Here is a 17379-nt window from a genome sequence, read left to right on the forward strand (position 1 = left end):
CGGTGTGCCGGCCGCTCAGGGGCGGCGGCCCCGGAACGTGCGGCGCAGGTCGCTCACCCAGGCATCCGGGTTCTCCCACGGGATGAAGTGGCCGCCGTGCTCGTGGGCGGTGACGTTGACGTGGTTGAACCACCCGGCCTGCGGGCCGGCCTCGAACGCCCGGACCCGGTCCTCGGCGGTGTGGACGCCCGGCGGGTTCTCGTAGGTGACGAACGTGAGGCCGACCGGGGCCTGCACCACCGGGGTGCGGTCGTGGGCGGGGGACCAGGGGTAACGGTTGGCGTTGGCGTAGTAGCGCATCGACGTGGCGATGGAGTTGGTCACCCAGTAGATCGTCGCGTGGGTGAGCAGGTCGTCCTTGGTGAAGACCGACTCGAGGTCGCCGCCGTTGTCGCTCCAGGAGTTCCAGCGCTCCAGCAGCCAGGCGAGCAGTCCGGCGGGGGAGTCGCTCAGTCCGTGGGCCAGGGTGGCGCCGTCGAGCATGTGGACGGTGAGATGGGACGCCGAGCGGTGGTCCTGCTCGACGATGCGGGCGCGGACGTCGGCCGGCTGGTCGTCGGTCAGGGGCCGGTGGCGGGCGAAGTCCCAGGCGCGCGGGCCGGTGAAGAAGTCCAGCGGCAGCCCGGAGCCGATGTGGATGCCGTACAGCTCGTCGGCGTACTTGTGGCCGAGCTGGCTGGTGACGATCCCGCCGATGTCGCAGCCCCCGGCGGCGTACTTCGGGTAGCCGAGGGTCTCGGTCATCAGGGTGTGCCAGAGGTCGGAGACCTTCCAGAAGTTGACGTCCGGGAAGCCGGTGAGCGGGCCCGGGAAACCGAAGCCGGGCAGCGACGGCACGAGGACGTCGAACGCGTCCGCGGGGTCGCCGCCGGACGCGGCCGGGTCGGCGAGCGGGTCGATCACCTTCGACCAGTGCCAGAACGTCCACGGCCAGCCGTGGGTGAGGAGCAGCGGGATCGGCCGGGGGCCGCGGCCGGGCTTGCGCATGAAGTGCACCGGGACGCCGGCGACGCTCACCTCGTAGTGCTCGTAGGCGTTGATCGCGGCCTCGGCCTTGCGCCAGTCGTAGGCGTCGCGCCAGTACGCGACCAGCTCACCGAGGTAGCCGGCCGGGACGCCGTAGGACCAGTCTTCGTTCCCCTCGTCCAGTGGCGGCCGGGTCAGCGCGAGACGGGTGCGCAGGTCGTCGAGGACGTCGTCGGGTACGTGGATCGGGGTGGGCTCCAGGGGGAAGGCGTGCGGCGTGGTCATGGCGTGATCTTTCCAGGATGGGCGAAGTTTGCCGAATCGGCATGTTTGCAGAATCGGCAAGTTTCTGTACCTTGGAGACATGGACCTCGACACCGGCGGGCTGCGTGAACGCAAAAAGCAGGAAACGCGCGTCGCGCTGAGCTGGGCGGCCATCCGGCTCACCGTCGAACGCGGGCTGGACAACGTCCGGGTCGAGGACATCGCCGCCGAGGCCGGGGTGTCCACCCGGACCTTCAGCAACTACTTCGGCAGCAAGGGCGAGGCCATCGCGGCCCGCCAGTACGACCGGTCGCGGGCCATCGCGGCCGCCCTGCGGGAGCGGCCGGCCGGGGAGCCGCTCTGGGAGGCCGTCACCCACGCCGTGCTCACCGGGTTCGCGCTCGGCGAGTCCGGGCAGAAGCCGGACCGGGCGTGGATCGAAGGCGTCCGGTTGATGGTCGCCGAGCCCGCGCTGCAGGGCGAGATGCACAAAGCGGTGACCGCGGGGGAGGCCGAGTTCGCCCTCGCCGTCGCCGAACGCACCGGCACCGACGCCGCCGCGGACGTCTACCCGCAGCTGGTGGCGGCCGTCGTCGGGGCCGCGCACCACGTCGTGATCCAGCAGTGGCTCAGCGCCGAGCCGCCGCCGTCGATGGAAGCTCTGCTGCGGGACGTGTTCGGCCAGCTCGCCGCCGGCCTGCCCGAACCGCGCTGACCTTTGCGCACCACCTGGGGCGCCCGGCACCCGCCGGGCGAGTTCGTCGTGCCCTTTTCCTTTCACCGCAAGGAGTTTCGCCATGGAAGACGTCGTCATCGCCGGAGCCGGCCCGAACGGGCTGATGCTCGCCTGCGAGCTGGCCCTGGCCGGAGTCCGCCCGGTCGTCCTGGAGCAGCTGCCCGAGCCGAGCCCGACACCCCGCGCGAACGGCCTCGTCGGCCAGGTCGTGCGGCTGCTCGACCGCCGTGGCCTGCACGAGCGGCTGGCGGGCCCGATCGGCCCGCCCGTGCCCGCTTTCGTGTTCGGGGCCATGCGGCTCGACCTCACCCTCGCCGAGCACAACTCGCTGAACATCCTGCCCGTCCCGCAGAGGCGGATCGAAGGGGCACTCGGCGAGCGCGCGGCCGAACTCGGCGTCGAGGTCCGCCGGGGCCACGCGGTGACCGGCCTGGTCCAGGACGACGAGCAGGTCACCGTCGAGATCGCCGGCCCGGACGGTCCCTACGCGCTGACCGCGCGGTACGTCGTCGGCGCGGACGGCGGCAAGAGCGTCACCCGCAAGCTCGCCGGGATCGGCTTCCCCGGCGTCACCGACGACCGCACGACCTCCTACAGCGCGAGCGCCACCGTGCCCGCCGAGCTGATCGATCCGGCGAGCGGCGGCCTGCGCGTGCCGGGCCACGGCGTGATCCCGCCGCTGTTCCACTACCGCACCGAGCACGGGCTCTTCGTCTACGCGCCGCTGCCCACCGGCACAGGCGTCACCGCCATCGAATGGGGCGACGACGGGGAAGACGACGACCGCCCGGTGACCCTCGACGAGGTCCGCGCGAGCATCCACCGGGTCCTCGGCCACGACCTGCCGATCGGGCCGCCCGAAGGCGACGGCCCGCACCTGCTGCGCCGGCTGAAGGGACGCAACACCCGGCTCGCCGACCGCTTCCGCGCCGGCCGGGTGCTGCTGGTCGGCGACGCGGCGCACGTCCACTCCGCGATCGGCGGGCCCGGGCTCAACCTCGGCCTGCAGGACGCCGTCAACCTCGGCTGGAAACTCGCCGCCGCGCTCGGCGACCGGGCACCGGCCGGGCTGCTCGACACCTACGAGGCCGAACGCCGCCCGGTCGCCGAGCGCGTCGTCATGCACTCGCAGGCCCAGTCCGCCCTCATCGCGCCGGGCAGCGACGTCACGGCGCTGCGGGAGCTGTTCGGCGAGCTGCTGCGGCAGCCGAGCACGGTGCAGCACATCGCGGACCTGATGTCCGGCGCCGACATCCGCTACGAGCCGGCTACCGACCACCCTCTCGACGGCCGCTGGGCCCCGGATCTGGTGCTGGCCGACGGGCGCCGGCTCGCCGAGCTAACCAGGACGGCCCGGCCGCTGCTGCTCGACCTGACCCCGGCGGCCTCGCTCGGTGACGAGCTGAGCGGCTGGACGGACCGCGTCGACGTCGTCACCGGCGAAGCCGACCAGGACGCGACCGCGATGCTGATCCGGCCCGACGGGTACGTGGCCTGGGCGAGCGGCTCGACCGACCCCGGCGACACCGAGCGCAAGGCGCTGCGGGAAGCCGCGGAGCGGTGGTTCGGCAGCCCGGTTGACATGTAGGAGATATCCTACGTATTGTCGGCCGCATGCCGATCACCCACGTGCAGTTCCCGACCCTGCCCGTCGCCGACCACGCCCGCGCGCGGCACTTCCAGCTGCAGACCACCGACCTCGACGGGCACGGCATCGGGCTTCCGGAGGCGTCCGGCTTCGGCAACCGGCCCCGCTGATGCCGGTCAACGACGACGTCTTCGCCGCGCTGGCCAGCCCCGCGCGGCGGCAGGTGCTGCGGCTGCTGCTCGACGGCCCGATGGCCGCGGGCGCGATCGCCGAGCGGTTCGAGATGGCCCGGCCCAGCCTCTCGGAACATCTCCGGGTGCTGCGGGAGGCCGGCCTGGTCGACGAACAACGCCACGGCCGCAACCGCGTCTACCGGCTGGAGGCGGCCCCCCTCGAAGAGGTCGCGGACTGGCTCACCCCGTACGAACGCTTCTGGCGCAGCAAACTCGCCAACCTGCGTGACCTGCTCGACGAGGAAGAGGACCTGTGACCGACGACGACCCGACCGCGATCCACGTCGACCAGTTCCTCGCCCACCCGGCCCGCAAGGTGTGGCGCGCGCTCACCGAACCGGACCTGCTCGAGCGCTGGATCAGCATGCCGAACGACATCAGACCCGTGGTGGGACACCGGTTCGAGCTGCTGGCCGAGCCGGTGCCCGCGGCCGGGTTCGCCGGCGGCCCGGTGGCGTGCGAGGTCCTCGAAGTGGAGCCCGAGCGCAAGCTCAGCATCCGCTGGGGTCCGCAGTGGACGGTCACCTGGCGGCTCGAACCCGAAGGCGCCGGCACCCGGCTCTTCCTCAGCCACGAGGGTTTCGACCCCGACGACGAGTTCCAGCGGATGTCGCGGCGGATCATGGGCGGCGGCTGGCGCTCCCACGTGCCGCGGGCCCTGGCCCGGCTGCTGGACACACTGCCCGACGAGGCACAGCTACCATCGGGTGGTGACCCCCGCCGCCGCTGAGCCCACCGAGTCGAAGCCGCTGCGAGCCGACGCCCGGCGCAACCGGGCGCGCGTGCTGGAAGCCGCCGAGAGCGTCTTCGCCACCCGGGGCACCGGGGCGCCGACCGAAGAGGTCGCGCGCGTCGCGGGGGTCGGCATCGGCACCGTCTTCCGGCACTTCCCGACGAAGGAAGCGCTCCTCGAAGCGGTGCTCTACGCCCGGCTGCAGCGGTTCGTCGACGAGGCCGAAACCGTCGTCGCGGCGCAGTCCGCCGACCCGGGCGGCGCCTTCTTCGGCTTCCTGACCAGCTGGATCGAGATGTCCAGTGCCAAGAACGCCTACTTCGAGGCGCTCACCGCGGCCGGCGTCACCGTGCCGAAGACGGAGTCCGCCGTCGGCGCCCGGCTGATCGCCTCGCTCGGCGTGCTGCTCTCCCGGGCGCAGGGCGCGGGGGCGGTCCGTGCCGACCTCGTCGTCGGCGAGCTGATCACGGTGATCATCGGCACCGCGCGGGCCGCCGAATACGCCGGCCCGGACGCGCGCCTGCGCGACCGGGCCGTGGCGATCCTCTTCGACGGGCTCCGCCCGCGCGCGTCAGCGGGGGAGCGCGGCTGAGCCCACGGGCTCCAGCGTCGGCCGCTTCGCGGTCATCGTGTCCCCGGACGACTCGCCGCGCAGCCGCCGCCGCACCCACGGCACGGCGTGTTCCTGCGCCCACCGCAGGTTCCGGCTGCGCCGCTCGGCGGGGCTGAGCACCTCACGCGGGCCCAGCTCGGCCGCGGTCAACGGGTGCGGCGCGCCGAGGACGTCCAGCACCGCCATGGCCACCTCGGTGTGCCCGAAAGCGTTGAGGTGCAGGCGATCCGGGGCCCAGCGCCGCCGGTCGCGCAGCTGCCGCATGCCCCACATGTCCACCAGCAGCGCGCCATGGCGGGCGGCGATGCCCCGGACGTGCTCGTTGTAGATCGCCACCCGGCCGCGGATCGTGCGGAACAGCGGGTCCTCGACCCCGTCGACCCCGGTGAACAGGACCAACCGGGCGCCGGTCGCCCGGATCCGCGCGACGGCGGCCTCGTAGGCGTCCATCAGCGCGTCGATGTCGACCTTCGGCCGCATCAGGTCGTTGCCGCCCGCGTAGAGCGTCACCAGGTCGGGCTCCATCGCCAAGGCCGGCTCCAGCTGCTCGGCGAGCACCTGCCCCATCAGCTTCCCGCGGATGGCCAGGTTCGCGTACCGGAAGCCCGGCTCGTGGGCCGCGAGCTCCTCGGCGGTGCGGTCGGCCCAGCCGCGCACGCCGTTCGGAGCGGCCGGGTCGTCGTCCCCGACGCCTTCGGTGAACGAGTCCCCCAGTGCTACGAAACGGGCTACTAAGCGCTTGCTCATGTGATCCAGTCTAAGCAACCCCGCCTTCCCGGATTTTCCCGGTGCGGCCGGTCCGGCCTGGGCGGAACCTCCGCCGGGTCGCGAAACCGGCGGTGACCCGGAGCGGGTCCCGGCCGCGTGCGCGACCGGGACCTCCCGTGTTGCCCGGTCACGTTCCTTTCGCCAGGTCGAACGACAGGCCGCTCGAGCGTTCACCGCGGCCGACGTCGCGGCGGACGCTCAGCCAGAGCGCCACCCGGCCGGTCTTCGTGCGGGTCCGGTTGTACGCCACCGTCAGGCGGGTGCCCGTCCTCGGGACCTCCTCCTCGTTGACGAAGTACGAGTCGCCGTGGTCGAAACCCTCGCGCAGCAACGCCGTTCTCGGGCGGATCAGGCTCGCGTCCACCTCACTCGGCATCGCCGCGCGCTGCAGCTGGACGGCCCGGCTGTCCCCGGGTACGTGGACCGGGATGAACGGGATCCAGTTCTCCGGCACCGAGCTCATCACCTCGTACGCGATCGGCGCGCGCGCGTCGTCCGTGGCCGGAGCTTGGTGCTGCCGGCGGCGGAACGCGAGTGATTCGGCCGCCATCTCGTCGCCCGCCCGGCCTTCGCCGGTCGTCGTGCGGACGGTCTGCTCGATGCCCCACACCAGGTTGGCGCTCTCGTCGCGGACCAGGGCGACGTCCTCGAGCGCCGGGCCGGTCGCCACCTTCGGGGTGCCGGGCGGCAGCAGGATGCCGGGGCCGCCGCCGAGGGTGTACATCGACCAGTGCTCGGCGGCGCCGGCCGGGGTGATCCAGCGCCGCTCGCCGAACACGTCGGTCACGCACAGGCCCTGGACCGACGCGAGCGTGCCGGCCGGCAGGTCGCACGGCAGCTGGTACCAGTCGTTGCTGAACACCAGCGCGAACTCGAGGAAGATCAGCCGGGCCAGGTCGGTGCTGTCCGGGGTGACCGCGGCGAAGTTCGTCTTGCCGTCCTCCACCGCCCACCAGCGGGGCAGCGGCATGCCCGAATAGCGCACCGGCGAAGGGAACACGGTCCGGTTGAGCGTGACCGGCGCCGGCGTGCTGCCCAGCGACCCCGGCGCGGCGGAGAACGCGTGCCAGTCGAGCTCCCCGCCGGGGTACTCCGCCGCGGACAGCACCTGACCGCCGGCGCCGATCGAGAACCGGTGCTCCAGCCGCCGGGGGTCCCACGCCGAGTCGCCCGACGGCCGGTCCGGCTTGATGCCGCCGGGCTGGTCGATGAGGTCGTCGAACCAGCCGGTCAGCCGGGAGCCCAGCGCGTCCAGCTGGGTCCGCTCCTGGGGCGAGAGCCGCCGGACCCCGTCGGAGGCGCGTCCGCCTCCCTTGACGTGCTGGTAGAGCAGGTAACCGTCCAGCCGGCGGCCGGCCACCGCCAGCGTCGCCGCCCAGACCTCGGGGTGGGCGAGCAGCGCGGCGTCGTCCGGGCCGGGCGCCGCGATCGGGTACAGCGTGACGAACTGCCCGGCGGAGTCCCGCAGCCCCGACGACGACCGGGCGAGCAGCCGCAGCCACCGGCGGCCCAGCGCCAGGCGCAGGTCGAACGAGATCGGCTCGGCGCCGAACGCGAACGGTAGCGGCCGGCGCTCCGCGACCGTCTCCAGTGGACGGTCCGGCGGCAGCGGGCCCGGTGACCCGTCCGGCGTGACGTCGGAGCGGAACCGGCCCGGCGCGCTCGCGGTGACCGAGTAGGTGGCGGTCACCGGTGAACCGGCGTCGCTGCCCTGGAACTCGCCGAGCTGCCACTGCCGGGCCAGCAGCCACAGCGGGTCACGCACTTCGGCCCGCAACGCCCGGGAGAAGTCGGTCGTGCGCGGCCGGCCTTCCAGCCGGTTCCAGACCCCGACCGTCGGGTTTTCGCGGCGGGTCAGCGCGCCGGCGAGATCGGCGATACGGGGCTCACTCATGGTCTGCCTTCCAGCGGGAGTTGGCGATCGCCAGGTCGGTGCTGATCGTGATCGGCTGCCGGGTGGCCGACAGCACCGTGGCCGGCAGGAGCTGCGCGTACCCGGTGTCGTCCAGGTGCGCCGGTTCGACCAGCCGCGTCTTGGCCAGGTCGAAGGTTTCGTTGACGGCGGCCACGAGGTCGTCGGCGGCCCAGGTCCCGGTCTTCACCGGCGGGGTCACCAGCAGCATCGCCTGCGGCGGCTCGGAATCCGGGCTGTCCGCGTGGACGGCGATGCTCGTGGTCTCCCGCTCGGCGGGGATCACCTCGGTCCACTCGTCGAAGAGCAGGCCGCACTCGCTGCCGGCGTTGCGCGACGGCTCGGTCGCGTAGTGCGCCGTGAACAGCAACCGGTCTTCGGAGAGGTCGGCACCGGTCGCGAACTCCATGCCGAGCCAGTGGTCGCCGGACCGCCGCGGCAGCTGGATCGGCTGCAGGCGCGTTTCCTCGTCCTTGTCGGCGTTGCCACCGAGCAGGCCGTCGTCGCCGCGCAGCGCGTCACTGAGCAGGACCACGCGTTCCCAGAGCCGGGGCAGGTCGCGGACCCGGGCGATGCCGTGCAGCCAGTCGTCCACCGGGAAGTCCCGGTTGACCGGCGCCTGCGTCAGGTGCTTGACCAGGTCGTCACTGTCGTCGAGGGCGTCGTGCAGGTCCTCGGCCAGCTGTTTCGGGAGCGCGTACTCGGGCACCACGAGGACGTCGGTGCCGAGCATCGCCTGCAGCGCCTCGGTGGCGGCCTTGGCGTGGTCCGGCGCGGTCTCGGCGTGGTCGAACGCGGTGAGCGCCGCGTCCGCCGCCGTCAGCCGGCCGGTGATCTCGGTGCGCAGCGCGCGAGCCCGGGTGAGCAGTTCCCGGCCGAACTCGACCACCCGGTCCCGGGTGGCGGTCAGGTCGAGCCCGGTGGGGTCGAAGGCGGTCAGCGGCAGCAGGTCGCCGACGTCGTCGAGCAGTTCGCTCAGCGTCGGCCGCTCGGCCGCGGGGATCGCCTTCAGGTCCTTGAGCCGCTCGGCGAAGTCGTCCCGCTTCCTGCGGACCGCCGTGCGGAACTCGGGCGGTGTCTTCGGATCCAGGGCCGGCGTCGTGACGACCAGCCGTTCCGCCTGCCGCAGCACCCGGATCCGCTCGGTGTCCGGAGTGGACTTCGGCAGCGCGTCGTACGCGGTGAGCAGGGTGTTGGCCGCGGCGAGCGCTCCGGCCATCCGGTCGGTGGTCGCGGTCACCGCGGCGAGCACGGCCGTGGCGACCCCGCGCCGCCAGGCGATCAGCTCACCCCAGCCGCTGCGGACCACGCCGAAGCCGGCCGCGGTGGTGACCAGCCCGGCGTACCGGGTGAGCAGCGTGTCGATGCGATCGAGCACCTCGGCGCGTCGCGGTTGCGCGGGTGCCGGCGGGTACAGCCGGGCCACGTCGTCGATGTAGTCGGCCACGTCGTCGACGAGGTCGTCGAGCGCGTCCTGCACCGCTTCCGGCCGCTTCCTCGGCACCGTGACGGCGTCGTCGAGGCTCCGGTCCACCGCGGCGGTTCCGGCCGCCGGCACGAGGTCGGTCGGGCGCAGCGGCCGTCCGGTCGTCAGCAGCGTCCGCAGGGCGGTGATCAGCGGGGACAGCTCGAAGAACGTGATCTTCCCGTCGATCCGCTCGGTATAGCGGATGGTCAGCTCGGCGTCCGCGCTCGGGTGCTCCCGGTCGATGACGACCCCGATGATCCGGTCGTCGAGTTCGGCCATGGCCGGGTCGCCGGTGGGCCGCACCACCCAGAGCAGGTCGATCGGGGACAGGTCGAGCTCGTCCTGGGTGACGTCGTGGTGGTGCGGGTTCCCCTTGACGTCGGTCCAGGTGACCCGCGCGGCGACGGACCGCGACGGGGGCAGCAGGCTGGGCAGCCAGTCGTCGACCGCCGGCTCGGCCTTGGCGCGGGGCGAGTCCCCGCCGCCGGGGTTGAGGCCGGTCTTGAGCCGCAGGCCGAACCGGTGGGTGAGGGTCGTGCCGCTGCGCGGCGTCTCGATCACCGTGGGCTCGGGCGGCAGGCCGTCCTTGGCGTAGGCGTCGAGGGTCGCCGAGGCCCGTTCGACGTTGCCGGCGAGCGCCTGGTGGGCGGACTCGGCGACGGCGAGGTCGGCGACCGCGTCGTTGGCCTGCAGCAGCAGGGCCGCTTCGTCGCTGATCGCCTTCGCCTGGTCGGCGTTCGCCTCGAGCAGGCCGCCGAGGTCGAACGGGTAGGTCTGCGACACCCCGGCGCCGGCCAGGTGCCGCACCAGCGCGAGACCGTCGACGACGTTCCCGGCCTCGACCTGGGTGATCTTGTCCGGCTCGGCCGCGGTCTCGGTGATCTTCCCCGCGCGCAGCGGGAACTTCAGCCGCAGCCCGGCGATGAACTTGTCGACCTCGGCTTCGGCGTGGCGGTCGTGCAGGCCGCGCTCGAACCGGTAGCCGAGCAGCGCGCCCAGCGACTGGCCTTGCCGCATCCCGGCGAGGATGCCGAGCGCGACGCGGACACGTCCGGAACCGAGGTTCACCGCGAACGTGCCGGGGTTTTCGGGGGTGCGGTTGGCGGCGTAGCCGGCGCGCAGCACGGCCGCGGTCCGGGCGTGGCCCGGCGACGGTGTGTGCACGAAGCCTTCGTTCTTTTCGTCGTGCAGCAACGGTTTCCCGCCGGCGAACACCGTGGCGAGCGGGCCGGTGAGGGTGACCGGGGTGAGCGGGTCCGTGCTCGGGCGGACGTCTTCCAGCCAGCCGTACGCGCCGAGGTGCAGCCCCGGCTTCGCGGTGCCGGTGCCGCCAGGCCCGAACCGCAGCTCGGCCAGCCGTTCGGTGGCCAGCCCCAGCCGCCAGGCGTCGAGGCGGTAGGCGGCCAGGTCGAGGTGCTCGGCGAGCACCCGCTCCAGCTTGGCCGTCGGCAGGCCGGCCAGCAGTCCGAGCGCGGTGACCTGCTCGGCCAGCGCGGCGGTCGGCCCGGGCTGGTGCAGGACACCCGGGATGAAGTCGACGAGCAGCTGCTGCTGGTCGCCGGTGACGGCGGGCGCGGGGGAGTACAGCAGCCGGAACCGGCTTTCGCTGGCCGTCGGCTCGCCGTCCGCCGGGAGGTGGACGTGCACGAACGGCGAGTCCGCTGTGGACAGATCGGGCACGCCGGCCGCGGCCGCGAGGGCCCGGGCCGCGTCGTCCCAGCCGAGCAGGACCGCGTGCCGCAGCAACAGGTAGAGCAACGCCGCCGGCGGGGTGTCGTCGGTGAAACCGAGCTCCAGCCGGATCGCGTCGAGGTCGGTGGCCGCCGGGTCGCCGCCGGCCAGGTCGGCCAGCCAGCGCACGTAGTTCTTGTGGTCGGGGGTGTAGTCCCGGATCGGGTCGGTCTCCGACAGCGGTCGGTCGTCGACGAGCGGGGCCAGGATTGGCTGCTGGAAGTCGGTGAACAGCCGGCGCAGCAGGTCCGGGTCCCGGCCGGTGCTCTCGCCGAACCGCGCGAGCAGCGCGCGTACCGGGCCCGGCAGGCCCAGCGCGTCGAGCGCCGGCAGCACGGTCGAGCCCAGCCCGCCGAGGTTCTCCCGGTTGAAGAGGTCCTCGACGCTCTGGGCGTACCGCTGGTGGTACTCGGCCGAGGTCGGGTGCAGCGCCAGGAGGTCCAGCAACCGCTGGTGCGGGTCGGCCGCGTCCGGGTCCAGCCGCGGCACCCGCTCGACGGCCGCCGTCCAGTCCACGCCCACCGCGGTCAGCACCTTGTTGAGCCCACGGCGGTGGGTGGCGGAGTCGGGGTAGGCGAGCTTGGAGAACACCGTCGTCGGCAGGATGCCGTAGGGCTGCCGCCCGATCTTGACGGCCGGCAGCGGGCCGCGGCCGGAGACGTACTTCAGGAAGAAGTCACGGGTGGCGGCGACCGCGGCCGGGCCGAGCAGCGGGTTCAGCGCGGTCTGCAGGAAGTAGCCCCAGGTCGCCGGCCACAGCGCGGTGTTGGCGGCCCGCGCGTCGCGCTGGTCGGTGCCGTCCGCGTTCGGCATCCCGGTGAGCACGCCCGCGTCGAGGCCGAGCAGGTCGGCGAACACCCGGCCGTCGGTCCGGGTCGTCCAGTCCGCTGCCGCCGCCGCGGCCGCGCCGGTCGTGCTGCGCAGCGCCGCGGCGGCCTCGTCTTCCGCGTCCTGCCCGGCGTCGAGCGCGTCGGTGTTGTTCGTCGGCGTGCCCTGCGGCAGCAGGCTGAACCCGTCCGGGCTGCGCAGCTGCCGCTTGATGAGCTCGGCCAGGTCGGTCGCGGTCTTGACCGGTGTCGACTGCTCGCGCAGCCCGAACGCGACGAGCCGGTCGAGCCCGCCGCGGATCTCGTCGGTGAGCGGGATCCGCACGCCCATCCCGACCGCGACCGCGCGGTCGAAGTCGGTCAGCCAGCGCAGCTCGTCCGGGACGTGCAGGGCCCCGGTCTGCTCGTTCACGCTGATCTGGTCGGCGGCGGCGGTGGCGCGCGGGTCCGGGCTGACCGGCAGCGTCGCCGGCACCGCCGCCCCTGTGACCGAAACGACCTGACGGCCCCCGAGGTACCCGCGCACCTGGAAGCGGTCCGGCAGCAGCCCGGCCCGCGCCGGCTGGGTCCACGAATCCGCCGCGGTGCTGTTCGCGGCGGGCGCCGCAAGCACGAGGAACGCGACCGACACGTCGTCGCCCGGGGTCACCGGCGCACCGTCCACTCCGGACGGACGGCGGGCGCGGATCGCGTTCGCGCGGGTGTCGTTGCCGCCGACCGCGACGCGCAGGGCGGCGTCGGCCTGCCGCAGCAGCAGCCGGTCGCCGTGGGCGCGCCACACCGCGGTCCAGTAGGCGACGGTCGGTGCTCGATCGTTCGTGGCCACCGCGGCCGTGCTCCGGACGACGAGCACGACCGTGGTGGCGGGAAGCCCGCTCGGCTCGTCGGCGGGGTTGGCGGGAACCCGGGTGGTCAGCAGCCAGGCGGCGCGCCCCGCGGCCACCCGCCCGGTCAGCTCCCGCCACGCGGCGTCCAGCGGGACCGGCCGTTTCGCTGCGGCCCACCGGGCGGTCCAGTAGGCGTCGACCGCGCCGATCTCGGCTGCCGTCGGCTTCGTTTCGAACTTGTCCACCGACCACTCGTCGGGGAACACCCGCACCAGCAGCTCGGTCGGCGTGAACCGGGTTTCGAGCCGGACCGGCCCGAGCAGGACCGGGAAGTCGTCACTCAAGGCGGTCATCGCGGCAACATCTCCTGTGCGTGCACGGCCACCATCACGGGGACCTGGAAAAGGATGTAGGCGAGGTCGGCCGAACCGAGGCCCGAGAACCACAGCGGCAGGTTCTCGTCTTCGGCGCGCTGGTCCTGCTTCTCGCGGTCGTCGCCCGAGTGGTCGAAGTCGCCGAGGGCGACCTGGACGGCCGGGTCCAGCTCGAGGAACCCGCTCCGGCCGGGGTCGACGTCGTCCCAGGTGAGGTCGTTCCACACCTCGACGTGGGTGGGCGGCCCGTCGTCGACGCCGAAGCGGGGGTCGCCGGGGCGTTCCTTCAGCACGAAGAACCAGCCGGGGTCGACGCCCGGCGTGCCCAGCGCCTCGTCGGCGTCGAGGTCGAAGCCGAGCAGGTAGATGTCCGGCTCGACCTTCGCCTCGTACCGGGGCAGCCGGACCTGTTCCGGCGACGGCAGGCCGTCGGCCGGCAGGTCCACCAGCTCCCGGGGCCGGCTCGGGTCGTTCCCGGGGAACTGCGCGCGCTGCGCGTAGATCGCGGCCGTCGGGTACTTCTTGAGCAGCTCGCCGCGCACGACCAGGACGAGGTCGTCGCGTTGCGGGCCACCGGGGCGCGGGTCGTCCGGCCGCCGGTTTTCGTTGTCCCCCAACGGGGTCGTGGGCGGCCACTCGTGGATCGGCGGGATGTCGTAGCCCCGCTCCCGCCGCTGCCCGGCGGTCTCGTCCGGTACGGGCAGCGTCGCGACCGGGTCCCAGAACTGCCGGAACGGCGTCCCGCGCTGGTCGGTCGGGTACTCCCGCCACAGCAGTTCGCGGGCCATCTCGTGGTTGAGGCCGACGAGGAAGGACTCGATGAACTCGCGGTTGTTCGCCAGCAGCGTGATCGAGTTCGGCGGCAGCAGGCTCAGGTTCGGGACGAGGCTGTCGACCGAGGTGTCCAGCAGCGTCCGGTAGGTGGGCACGTCGAACACCGGATAGGCCATCGCCTCGATGAACGCGGCGGCGAACGGCCGGAGCCGCTCGGGCAGGCTGACCGAACCTTCGAGCAGCGCGCGAGGCACGGTCTCGTCGGCGCGCAGCCCACTGAGCACCGAGGTGGTCGTCTCGACGAGGTCCAGCGGCGGCGCGGGTTTGACGTGGCCGACCGCGACGCCCGCGTCGAAGCCCTGGTGGAGTTCGCGCAGCGCGGCCTTGAACCGCTGCGCCTCGGCGCTGTCGGCGGTACCGGCGTGCGGGGTGGGCCCGGTACCGATACCGCGCAGCACGAAGTCCGGGCTGAGCGGCAGCGAACCGACGGGATCCGCGTCGGGTGGCCGGGTCGGGTGCAGGGTGGCCACCAGGTCCCGGGGCGTGACGAGCGCACCGGGGGTGACCTTGACCGGCGCCGCGACGACCGGGTCGACGGGAGCGTCCATTCTGGACAGCAGCGCGGCCGCGGACTGGCCGGGGAAGGGCAGGGTGCGCATCAGCCGCGAGCCGGGCCGGGTGATGCGGCGCATCGCGGGCGACACGGGCGCGGTCGCGACCCGGCTGCTGGCCACCCGGAACCCGACGGCGACCTGGTTCGCCGGATCGGCGGCGGGGCCGGCCGCGCCCGCGGCGGCGGCGGCGAAGTTTCCGCTGCTCGCCGCGGTCGTCACCCGGGAATGCGCGGGCGCGGTGAGCGTCAGCGACCGGCCCGGCGCCGAAGCCGGCGCGGCCGCGAGCGCCGCCGGCCCACCACCGGAAGGCGGGTCGATGTGCTTGGCCTGCAACACGTTCCCGACCTCGCGGGCGAGCTGGGCGGCCCGGATCCGGCCGTTCGCGACCAGGACGTCGCCGACCTGGGCCCAGGCCGCGGCCATCAGCTCCTCGTCGCGGGCGCGCACGACCTGGGTGCCGAGGTTCGCCGCGATCCGGAAGCGCGGGTCGAGGTTGAGCCGGTGCAGCCAGCCGCGCAGGACCTCCGGCGAGGCCGGGTTGCCGTCCTCGTCGTCCAGCAGCCGGGTGGTCAGCGCGTGCCAGCGTCCGTACAGCGGCGGCGTGATCACCGGGTCCGGGCCGGCGGTCGCCGCGAGGCTCGCGGCGTGGGCCGCCTCCGGCTCGTGGCGCTGGTAGTCGTCGGCCAGGTTGAGCAGGCCGGCCATGGCCTGCTCGAACGGGTGCGGGTAGGGCGGGGCTTCTCCGGTGTCGACGAAGTGGTCCCAGTTGTCCGCCGGGTCGATCGGGTCGCCGGCGCGTTCCGGCACCTTCAGCGCGCCCCGCAGCGGCAGCACCCCGCCCTGGTCGGTGATGGGCGGCAGGTCGAGGCCGGGATCCCCGTGGACGTCGAGGTCCCGCCGGCCGATCCGCGGATCCGGGGCCTGCGGGCGGAGCAGCCGGACCAGGAACTCGAAGTCGCCCGCGGTGCCCGTGGCGAAGGCCCAGCGGTGGTAGTACGGCAGGACGCCTTCGGCCGGGCGGTTCGCGTAGTGCGGGCCCCAGCTCGAATACAGCGCGTTCGGCGCCACCGCCGGGTCCAGGCCGAGCCCCGCGAGCCGGCCGGACTCGAACGTCGGCACCAGAAATGCCTCGTACGCGGTGCCCGGCTCCAGGTGACGCGGGCAGATCAGCCGGGAACAGGCGTTGTCGGCGTTGGTGCGCACCACTTCGGCGAGCGCGGCCAGCGCGGCGACCGTGCCGTCGGTGGCGACCGGGTCGGCCAGCGAGCCGTTGACGTGCACGTGCGCCCACGCGCCGAGCTGGTCCGCCGGCGGCAGCGTGCCGGCCGGGTCCGCGACGGAGATCGCGGGCAGTGGCCCGCCGGTCGCCGGGACCTCGGTGAACTCGCTGCCGGTGGCGAGCACGACCAGCGCCAGCCAGGGCGTGAGCCGGGCGGTGTGCCCGTCCGCGGCGGCCGGGCTGTAGCGCCAGAGGAAGTCCTCCTCGGAGAACTCGATGTGCGCCAGGTAGTTCGGCTCGACGTTGGGTACGCCGGGCCGCGGTTCGGTGCGCGAGATCGCCCGCGGGTCGACGCCGACGACGTCGCCGGGCCCGTACAGCTGGACGTCGCGGTTCACCGGCTGGGTGAGGGTGTCGTGCCCGGTGATCGGGTCACCCGACACCATGAGCTGCACCTTGACGGTGGCCCGCACGCCGGCCTGCGGCGGGGTCGTCACCTGCGTGCTGATCCCCGACCGCAGCCAGGGCAGGAACGTGTAGGCGTTCGCGCTCACGCGGCACCGCCGGCGAACAGCTCCGTGGCCGGGGTCAGCTCGGTGACGGCCGGGTCCGCGGCGGCCAGCCCGGACCGGAGCACCCCGCCGGCGATCGCCGCGCCGCCGTCGTCGAGTGGCGCGGCGGCGAACGACCACCGCCCGGTCTCGAGCCCGGTGGCCGGCGTCCACTCGTCTTCGCCGGCGTCGTAGACGAACGCACTGCGGTAGCCGGCTTCGTCGCGGTCGCTCGCGGCCCCGCCGACGACCAGCACCCGGCTCGGGCCGACCGGGACGGCGCGGTGGAACGCCCGCCCGGCCGGCATCGGCTTCACCTCCGTCCATTTCCCGCTGCCCAGCTCGAACACCTCGGCCGCGCGCTGGCTGAACGGGTCGTACGGCGCGGTGCCCGGCGAGCCCGGCGCGGTCCCGCCGGTGACGAGCACAGTGGTGCCGGACAGCGCGGTCGCCTGGTGGTGCCGGCGGGCGCGCAGCAGGGAACCGGTCGGGGCCCAGAGCTTCTTGACGGAGTCGTACAGCTCGCAGAACGCGAGCGCGGGGTCGTCGGGGACGCCCACCGGCAGGACACCGCCGACGACCAGGACCATCCCGTTGTCGAGCGCGACGGCGGTGTGCCCGGTGCGGGCGTCGGTCATGGCCGGGGCTTCGTGCCACTTGCCGTCGCCCGGGGTGTAGCGCTCCGCCGAACGCAGGGCCGTGACGCTCCCGCCGGGGCGGGCCGCGCTGCCGCCGGCGACGAGCACCGAGCCGTCGTCCAGCAGCACGGCGCTGTGGCCCCAGCGAGGGGTGAGCATCGGGCCCGTGGTGAAGGTCCACTGGTTGCCGTCCGGGTGGTAGATCTCGGCGGTGCCGAGCCCGGGCCCGGTGGGGGACGAGCCGCCGAGGCCGCCGGCGGCGAGGACGGTCCCGTCCTTCAGGCGGGTGAGCGTGTGCAGCTGCCGGGGTGAGCGCAGCGTGCCGGTCGCGGTCCACGCGCCGAGGGGGTCGGACGTCGTGTCGAGCGTCGCGGCGGTGCTGAGCGCGGTGCCGCCGGCGTCCGCCCCGCCGGCCACCAGGACGATCCCGTCGCCGAGCGCGACCGCGCCGTCGTGCTGGCCGTACCAGGCGGCGGGGGTGGGCAGGTCGGGGGCGCCGGTCCAGGTGCCGACGGGCGCGGTGGGTGTGGTCATCGTGGTTTC

General features: G+C 73.8%; 12 protein-coding genes. 6 read left to right on the forward strand and 6 right to left on the reverse strand.

What is annotated here, in order from left to right; genetic code table 11:
- Window positions 1-15: 15 nt before the first annotated feature.
- Window positions 16-1251: an epoxide hydrolase family protein gene (locus OHS18_RS05350; RefSeq protein ID WP_328616149.1), complete on the reverse strand. Its 1236-nt coding sequence runs from the start codon at window positions 1249-1251 to the stop codon at window positions 16-18.
- Window positions 1252-1330: 79 nt separating this feature from the next.
- Here OHS18_RS05350 and OHS18_RS05355 point away from each other — a divergent pair, with 79 nt between their 5' ends.
- From OHS18_RS05355 to OHS18_RS05380, 6 genes are all read left to right on the forward strand, one after another.
- Window positions 1331-1945, forward strand: a complete 615-nt coding sequence (locus OHS18_RS05355; protein ID WP_328616150.1) for an acyl-CoA-like ligand-binding transcription factor — start codon at window positions 1331-1333, stop codon at window positions 1943-1945.
- A gap of 82 nt (window positions 1946-2027) precedes the next feature.
- A complete protein-coding gene (locus OHS18_RS05360; protein ID WP_328616151.1) occupies window positions 2028-3554 on the forward strand; it encodes an FAD-dependent monooxygenase in 1527 nt (508 codons plus the stop codon).
- 26 nt (window positions 3555-3580) lie between these two features.
- Complete coding sequence (locus OHS18_RS05365) at window positions 3581-3724, forward strand: hypothetical protein (RefSeq protein WP_328616152.1); 144 nt, start codon at window positions 3581-3583, stop codon at window positions 3722-3724.
- Window positions 3724-4044: a metalloregulator ArsR/SmtB family transcription factor gene (locus OHS18_RS05370; RefSeq protein WP_328455475.1), complete on the forward strand. Its 321-nt coding sequence runs from the start codon at window positions 3724-3726 to the stop codon at window positions 4042-4044. The genes OHS18_RS05365 and OHS18_RS05370 overlap by 1 nt, the downstream gene beginning before the upstream one ends.
- Window positions 4041-4517: an SRPBCC family protein gene (locus OHS18_RS05375; protein WP_328616153.1), complete on the forward strand. Its 477-nt coding sequence runs from the start codon at window positions 4041-4043 to the stop codon at window positions 4515-4517. Before OHS18_RS05370 ends, OHS18_RS05375 begins: the two co-directional genes overlap by 4 nt.
- Window positions 4498-5112: a TetR/AcrR family transcriptional regulator gene (locus OHS18_RS05380; RefSeq protein ID WP_328616154.1), complete on the forward strand. Its 615-nt coding sequence runs from the start codon at window positions 4498-4500 to the stop codon at window positions 5110-5112. The genes OHS18_RS05375 and OHS18_RS05380 overlap by 20 nt, the downstream gene beginning before the upstream one ends.
- On the opposite strand, the gene OHS18_RS05385 is transcribed toward OHS18_RS05380, so the two are convergent.
- The 5 genes from OHS18_RS05385 to OHS18_RS05405 all read right to left on the reverse strand — a co-directional run bounded on the left by OHS18_RS05385 (window position 5092) and on the right by OHS18_RS05405 (window position 17370).
- A complete protein-coding gene (locus OHS18_RS05385) occupies window positions 5092-5880 on the reverse strand; it encodes an SGNH/GDSL hydrolase family protein (RefSeq protein ID WP_328455469.1) in 789 nt (262 codons plus the stop codon). The two genes, OHS18_RS05380 and OHS18_RS05385, sit on opposite strands and share 21 nt — an antisense overlap.
- A 148-nt stretch (window positions 5881-6028) precedes the next feature.
- Window positions 6029-7795, reverse strand: a complete 1767-nt coding sequence (locus OHS18_RS05390; RefSeq protein ID WP_328616155.1) for a hypothetical protein — start codon at window positions 7793-7795, stop codon at window positions 6029-6031.
- Complete coding sequence (locus OHS18_RS05395) at window positions 7788-13019, reverse strand: hypothetical protein (protein WP_328616156.1); 5232 nt, start codon at window positions 13017-13019, stop codon at window positions 7788-7790. Before OHS18_RS05395 ends, OHS18_RS05390 begins: the two co-directional genes overlap by 8 nt.
- Window positions 13016-16201, reverse strand: a complete 3186-nt coding sequence (locus OHS18_RS05400) for a hypothetical protein (protein ID WP_328616157.1) — start codon at window positions 16199-16201, stop codon at window positions 13016-13018. The genes OHS18_RS05395 and OHS18_RS05400 overlap by 4 nt, the downstream gene beginning before the upstream one ends.
- Window positions 16198-17370 carry a Kelch repeat-containing protein gene (locus tag OHS18_RS05405; protein ID WP_328616158.1) on the reverse strand — a complete coding sequence of 391 codons (1173 nt, stop codon included), beginning with the start codon at window positions 17368-17370 and terminating at the stop codon, window positions 16198-16200. Before OHS18_RS05405 ends, OHS18_RS05400 begins: the two co-directional genes overlap by 4 nt.
- Window positions 17371-17379: the final 9 nt, after the last annotated feature.

Origin of the sequence: Amycolatopsis sp. NBC_00355, from assembly GCF_036104975.1 — a bacterium.
In the GTDB taxonomy this organism is placed as follows: Bacteria; Actinomycetota; Actinomycetes; order Mycobacteriales; family Pseudonocardiaceae; genus Amycolatopsis.

Excerpts from the sequence above, each read along its gene's own strand:
- OHS18_RS05350 (WP_328616149.1), bottom strand. The coding sequence starts at position 1,251 with ATGACCACGCCGCACGCCTTCCCCCTGGAGCCCACCCCGATCCACGTA.
- OHS18_RS05355 (WP_328616150.1), top strand. The coding sequence starts at position 1,331 with ATGGACCTCGACACCGGCGGGCTGCGTGAACGCAAAAAGCAGGAAACG.
- OHS18_RS05360 (WP_328616151.1), top strand. The coding sequence starts at position 2,028 with ATGGAAGACGTCGTCATCGCCGGAGCCGGCCCGAACGGGCTGATGCTC.
- OHS18_RS05365 (WP_328616152.1), top strand. The coding sequence starts at position 3,581 with ATGCCGATCACCCACGTGCAGTTCCCGACCCTGCCCGTCGCCGACCAC.
- OHS18_RS05370 (WP_328455475.1), top strand. The coding sequence starts at position 3,724 with ATGCCGGTCAACGACGACGTCTTCGCCGCGCTGGCCAGCCCCGCGCGG.
- OHS18_RS05385 (WP_328455469.1), bottom strand. The coding sequence starts at position 5,880 with ATGAGCAAGCGCTTAGTAGCCCGTTTCGTAGCACTGGGGGACTCGTTC.
- OHS18_RS05390 (WP_328616155.1), bottom strand. The coding sequence starts at position 7,795 with ATGAGTGAGCCCCGTATCGCCGATCTCGCCGGCGCGCTGACCCGCCGC.
- OHS18_RS05395 (WP_328616156.1), bottom strand. The coding sequence starts at position 13,019 with ATGACCGCCTTGAGTGACGACTTCCCGGTCCTGCTCGGGCCGGTCCGG.
- OHS18_RS05405 (WP_328616158.1), bottom strand. The coding sequence starts at position 17,370 with ATGACCACACCCACCGCGCCCGTCGGCACCTGGACCGGCGCCCCCGAC.